Raw genomic sequence first — 5,604 nt, 5'->3', positions numbered from 1 at the left:
CGGGAGCGGATCCCCTGACGGGAGCGGATCCCCTGGCGGGAGCCGGTTTTTTGGCGGCACCGGGTGGGGCTGCCACCGGAGCCCGCGGCGGCGATGCTGCCGGGCTGCGAGACGGCTCCCGGCGCAGCCCGCTCTGCGCCTCTTTTTGCGTTGCGCCGGGGCGGCGATGCGCTACCTTGGGACGACGCGTTGAAGCAGCAGAAAGGAGGTGGTCCAATGTCGAGTGAGACCTTGGAGATGGTGGTGCGGGTCAGGCGCGGAGCCGGCCGGTAGGGAGCAGCCTTCTTTCCGGCCGGACCGGGCCGCGGGGGCCATCCCCGACCCGGCCGACCGTCACCAGCTCACGGGAGGGCCGCGGCGACGCGGCCCTCTTTTGCATACGGAAATTCGGGTAAGATGGGTGCCGGACCGCCGGTCAGGCCGGGAGCAGGCAATGGGAAAGAAGCACGACGCCTACAAGGCCACGCTGCGCCGGCTGCAAATCGAGCTGGTCAAGCTGCAGCGCCACATCATCAAGGACGACCTGCGCGTGCTGGTGCTGTTCGAGGGTCGCGACGCCGCGGGAAAGGACGGGGCGATCAAGCGCATCGTCCAGCACCTGAGCCCGCGCGAGACGCGGGTGGTGGCGCTGGGCAAGCCCTCGGACCGCGAGCAGCATTCGTGGTACTTCCAGCGCCACGTGGCGCAGCTGCCGGCGACCCAGGAGATGGTTCTGATGAACCGCTCGTGGTACAACCGCGCCGGCGTCGAGCGGGTGATGGGATTTTGCAGCCATGCCGAGTACGAAGCCTTCATGGCGGCGGTGCCGGACTTCGAGCACATCCTGATCCGCGACGGTATCCAGCTTTTGAAATACTATCTCGACATCTCCCGGGCCGAGCAGGCGCGCCGGCTCGAGGACCGGCTGGTAAACCCGCTCAAGCAGTGGAAGGTCAGCCCGATCGACGCCGAGGCGCTGGCCCGGTTCGACGACTACACGGCGGCGCGCGACGAGATGCTGGGCCGCACCCATGACGCGCAGGTGCCCTGGACCATCGTGCGGGCCGACGACAAGAAGGCGGCGCGGCTCAACATCATTCGCGACATCCTGGCCCGCGTCGAGTGCCCCGATTGCGACCCCAACTCCGCCCGCCCCGACCGCAAGGTGGTGTTCCCGTTCTCGAAGAAGCGCCTGACCGACGGGTCGCTGGCGCGGCAGGACTGATCCGCCCGCGCCTTGCCGGCCCTGTTCGGCTTCACGACAGCAGCCAGGCCAGGGCCACGTAGCGCCCGGTCTTGGCCAGCCCGACGAGGGCGAGGAACAGCCAGAAATTCGTGCGCATCACCCCGGCGACCACCGTGAAGGCGTCGCCATAGGGCGCCCAGGACAAAAGCAGCGTCCACACGCCCCACCGGGCGAACCAGCCTTGGGCGCGGGCCATCTGGCGCTCGGAGACCGGGAACCAGCGTGAGCCTTTCCAGCGCTCGAGGAACAGCCCCATGACCCAGTTCACCACCGCCCCGAGCGTGTTGCCGATGCTGGCGACCACGATCAGGAGCCAGACCGGCGCCGCGCCGTCGAGCTGCATCGCGGCGAAGACCAGCTCGGACTGGAAGGGCAGGATGGTCGCCGCCCCGAAGGCGGCGAGGAAAAGGCCCGCGAGGGCGGAGAGTTCGGCCAGCAGCATGGGCGGAGCCTAGCGGGGATGGACAGGGCGGGAAAGGTGCGCTGCGGCGGCGTCCAAATTTGGACGCCTCGCAAGTTATTGATAAGTAACATAAGTTTAAGCGCAGACTCTGCGGACGGGCCGGTCCACGCCTGCCGGCGGCAAAGCGGCGGCAGGGCCCCGCTCTACCTGCGGTTGCAAAAATTGTGTGGACATTGCGTGCCTGCGCAGGCCTTGTGGGCCGGCGCTGCCATCCCCCTGAGCCATTTTCCGATGGCGCGACGCGAAAAACAGGAGATGCCGGACCATGACCATTACCGACACCGCCCGTAATTTCTTCGAGGCCTGCGAGGCCGGCAAGGGCTGGGAGACGTGCCGGGCCTGGTGCCACGACGGCGCGACCTTCTCGTGCCAGTCCGAAGCCCTGGCCGACACCAAGACCCTGGAAGGCTACACCGAGTGGATGAAGGGCCTGCTGACGCCCCTGCCCGACGGCCGCTACGAGCTGAAGTCGTTCGCCACCGACCCCGACCGCCGCTCGGTCAGCGCCTTCGCCGTGTTCCACGCCACGCACACCGGCGAGGGCGGGCCGGTGGCGCCGACCGGCAAGTCGGTCTCGGCGGACTACGTCTATGTGATGGACTTCGACGGCGACCGCATCCGCCACATGACCAAGATCTGGAACGACGCCCAGTCGCTCAGGGCGCTCGGCTGGGCCTGAGGGCCGGGGGCGCGGGCCGGGCGGCGCCCGGCCCGTAGCGCCGCCGAGCTGGCGGGCCGAAGCCCGCCCGACTTGCCGTCGCGGTACAGCTGCCAGGGTGCCCCTGCTCGGATGCGGGACAGGGGCGCGCCACCGTGCGATGGGGCCGGCGACCCGCGGTACGGGCGGTGGCGTTTACTCCAGCTGTCGGGCCTTGGGAACTCGCCGCGCGCGGACTCCGACGAGCAACCGGGCCGCACGCTTCAGCGGTGTCGTGTACAGCTGCCAGACGGTCTGCAGTTCCGCCTGTTCTTCTTCGCCCAGACCGAGAACAAGGCCGTACTGCTCGGAGTCGTCGGGAATGTAGAGCGTGCCGGCCATTCTGTCCCAGACGGAAAATACGAAGGCGAAGTTCTTGTCGAAGTGCCGCGGATTGGCGCTGTGATGGATCATGTGCATGGCCGGGCTGATGAGCCAAGGCTGGAACACACGGGGAAACGACACCCAGATGTGGGAGTGCTGCAAGTGATATGCCCCGATGGTGTAGTGCAGTACGATGAACGCGTTTCCGCCGAACAGCGTATAGATCGCTACCGGCCCGTCATAGAGGTACAGGAACAGCCCGTTGACCAGACCGATAACCGCAGAAACCATGGCAGAGGCGAACAGCTGCGAGAGGGGATGCACACGCACCGCCGTGACCGGGGTCATCACCTCGGCGGAGTGATGAACCTTGTGAAGCTCCCACAGGATCGGGACCTTGTGCTGCAGCCAGTGCTGGATGAAGTTGCCTGCATCGAAGGCGACCAGAAGCGTGAAGCCGAAGAGCAGGGAATCTATCAGGCCCGGATGCCATGCCGGCGGTTCGCCCAAGACGGCCGCGAGCACTGTCGGCACGTGACGGGTAAGCACCACCACGCTTCCGACTGCCGAGCCGAACACGAGCCCGATCATGAGGAAATTCAGACCAGCGATCTTGTAGTCGTTGATCGACGAGCGGTGCAGGAATATGTCGGGCCGCCACACGGCGCGAAACGCGCGGCGCAGGGAGCCGGCGCGCCAATAGCAAATGGCGAGCGCAAGCATGACCGTCAACAAGAGATAGGGCAGGAAATAACGGCTGCCCGGTGACGTTATCGTCTGAACCGCGTCAGCTATGGTAGAAAAGATGCGGTTGTGCACAACCTCCACCCGCTCCCGAGAAACCATACTCCCAAACAGCCTAAGCTTTACTTTACCAACATTTTCACGCAAGCGCCACGGCCGGCCGCCGGCGCGCGTCGCACCCCCCGATTGACGCAGCGCCAGGTGAGGGGAGCTAATGACGGCAGCATAGGACGGGCCCCCGCTGATCGACCCGCTCGCACCAGAACGGCGGGTTGGCGCCCGCCTGGCGTGCTATCGCTCGTACCAGAATCGCGGCAGCGGCACGTCCGGCCGGTCCGCGACGCATTTTCGGTCCAGCTCGTGCGGAAACGTCCTCGCGGCACGGGCCGTCTTGATCCGGTCCTTTCTGAGTAAGGTCACCTCCACCGCGAACGGAATGTCGAAGCCGTGAATATCAACGGTTCCCTTGAAGTTGTTCGGATGAATATGGACGATCTCGAAGTCGACCAGGATTTTGTCGAATGCATTGTTCATGAGCGTGAGCATGGGCGGATTGCCCAGTTTTTCGAAGCCGTGAAACTCGATCGCCAGTATCCTGAACCTCCTCAGTGTCGCGCGATCCGTCTGAAAGATGACGTCGTACTCGCTGCCCTCGATGTCCATTTGCAGGATCAGGTCATTGCCTTCGACCTGCTTGGCATCGAGCCAGCGATCCAGCGTCATGAAGACGTCGTCGCAGTGGCCGCCGAGAAATTTCTTCTCAAAGTCGAACAGGTCCGATGACACGGGCGGACCGTCGACGGAAAAGTCCGCCAGGTACGAGCGAATACCCCGCTTCGCCAGGTCCAGCTCGAAATCGGCCACGGAAGCGACGCCCGGAGAAAAGCACGCGGCGACGCCCTCGAGATCGTTCGGGATCAGATATCCGCCGTCGCCGAATCCGCCGACCCGTATCAGCTCGTGCTCGGTCTCGAGCGGGCGAAACTTCGCGAAGAACGCCTGCAGATCGTCCTTCTTGACGCTTCGCGACACCTCGATGCCGAAACGCCGCAACACCCGGCGTGCCAGCGGATAGGCGGGACTGACGGCCCGGTGCAAGAGAGAGGCGCGCGCGCTCATGCAATGCTCCGCGGAGAGCCCGTCACGGCGAGGCCAGCGGCCCAGACCGCATTCTTTCCCCTACTCCATCGTCGGGATGGCGAAGCTCGCGCCTTCCTTGACGCCGCTGGGCCAGCGGGCCGTCACCGTCTTGGTGCGCGTGTAGAAGCGGAAGGCGTCGGGGCCGTGCTGGTTCAGGTCGCCGAAGATCGAGCGCTTCCAGCCGCCGAAGGTGTGGTAGGCCAGCGGCACCGGGATCGGCACGTTGACGCCCACCATGCCGATGTTGCACCGCGTGGCGAAGTCGCGCGCCGCGTCGCCGTCACGGGTGAAGATGGCCACGCCGTTGCCGTACTCGTTGTCGAGCGCGAGGCCCAGCGCCTCCTCGTAGCTGCCCGCGCGCACGGTCGAGAGCACGGGGCCGAAGATCTCCTGGCGATAGATCTCCATGTCCGGGGTGACCCGGTCGAACAGGCAGCCGCCGATGAAGTTGCCCTGCTCGTAGCCCTGGAGCTTGAAGCCGCGGCCGTCCACGACCAGCTCGGCCCCCTGCTCGACGCCCTTGTCGATCAGGCCCTTGACGCGGTCATAGGCGGCGCGGGTGACCAGCGGGCCGAAGTCCACGTCCTCGCCCGCGGTGTAGGGGCCGATCTTGAGCGACTCGACGCGGGGCGCCAGGCGCTCGATCAGCGCGTCGGCGGTCTGCTCGCCGACCGGCACGGCGACCGAGATGGCCATGCAGCGCTCGCCCGCCGCGCCGTAGGCCGAGCCGACCAGCGCGTCGACCGCCTGGTCCATGTCGGCGTCGGGCATCACGATCATGTGGTTCTTGGCGCCACCGAAGCACTGCACGCGCTTGCCCGCCGCAGTGCCGCGCGCATAGACGTATTGCGCGATCGGGGTCGAGCCGACGAAGCCCACGGCGCCGATGTCGGGGTCGTCGAGCACGGCGTCGACCGCCTCCTTGTCGCCGTTGACCACGTTGAGGATGCCCGGCGGCAGCCCCGCCTCGATCATCAGCTCGGCCAGACGCATGGGCACTGACGGGTCCCG

Annotated in this window: 6 protein-coding genes; 2 read left to right on the top strand and 4 right to left on the bottom strand. The window is 66.4% G+C overall.

From position 1 onward, the window contains the following. Positions 1 to 433: 433 nt before the first annotated feature. Positions 434 to 1,204 (top strand): polyphosphate kinase 2, encoded by a 771-nt coding sequence (ppk2, locus tag AC32QD_RS12110; RefSeq protein ID WP_492010760.1) that lies wholly within the window; start codon positions 434 to 436, stop codon positions 1,202 to 1,204. A 31-nt stretch (positions 1,205 to 1,235) separates the two neighbouring features. On the opposite strand, the gene AC32QD_RS12105 is transcribed toward ppk2, so the two are convergent. After that, positions 1,236 to 1,667 carry a YqaA family protein gene (locus tag AC32QD_RS12105; protein WP_492010759.1) on the bottom strand — a complete coding sequence of 144 codons (432 nt, stop codon included), beginning with the start codon at positions 1,665 to 1,667 and terminating at the stop codon, positions 1,236 to 1,238. A gap of 286 nt (positions 1,668 to 1,953) precedes the next feature. On the opposite strand from AC32QD_RS12105, the gene AC32QD_RS12100 reads away from it, so the two are divergent. Beyond that, positions 1,954 to 2,367 (top strand): ester cyclase, encoded by a 414-nt coding sequence (locus AC32QD_RS12100; protein WP_492010758.1) that lies wholly within the window; start codon positions 1,954 to 1,956, stop codon positions 2,365 to 2,367. Between the two features lie 174 nt (positions 2,368 to 2,541). On the opposite strand, the gene AC32QD_RS12095 is transcribed toward AC32QD_RS12100, so the two are convergent. The 3 genes from AC32QD_RS12095 to AC32QD_RS12085 form a co-directional block, all read right to left on the bottom strand. Continuing rightward, on the bottom strand, positions 2,542 to 3,537 hold the full coding sequence (locus AC32QD_RS12095; protein ID WP_492010757.1) for a sterol desaturase family protein: 996 nt from the start codon (positions 3,535 to 3,537) through the stop codon (positions 2,542 to 2,544). 207 nt (positions 3,538 to 3,744) lie between these two features. Then, complete coding sequence (locus AC32QD_RS12090) at positions 3,745 to 4,572, bottom strand: FkbM family methyltransferase (RefSeq protein ID WP_492010756.1); 828 nt, start codon at positions 4,570 to 4,572, stop codon at positions 3,745 to 3,747. 60 nt (positions 4,573 to 4,632) lie between these two features. Then, positions 4,633 to 5,604: aldehyde dehydrogenase family protein (locus AC32QD_RS12085; protein WP_492010755.1), on the bottom strand; the 972-nt coding region annotated here is incomplete at its 5' end.

It is taken from the genome of Thermohalobaculum sp. (assembly GCF_058622915.1).
Note: the sequence above shows the minus strand (reverse complement) of the source record. Positions and strands in the feature narration are given on the sequence as shown.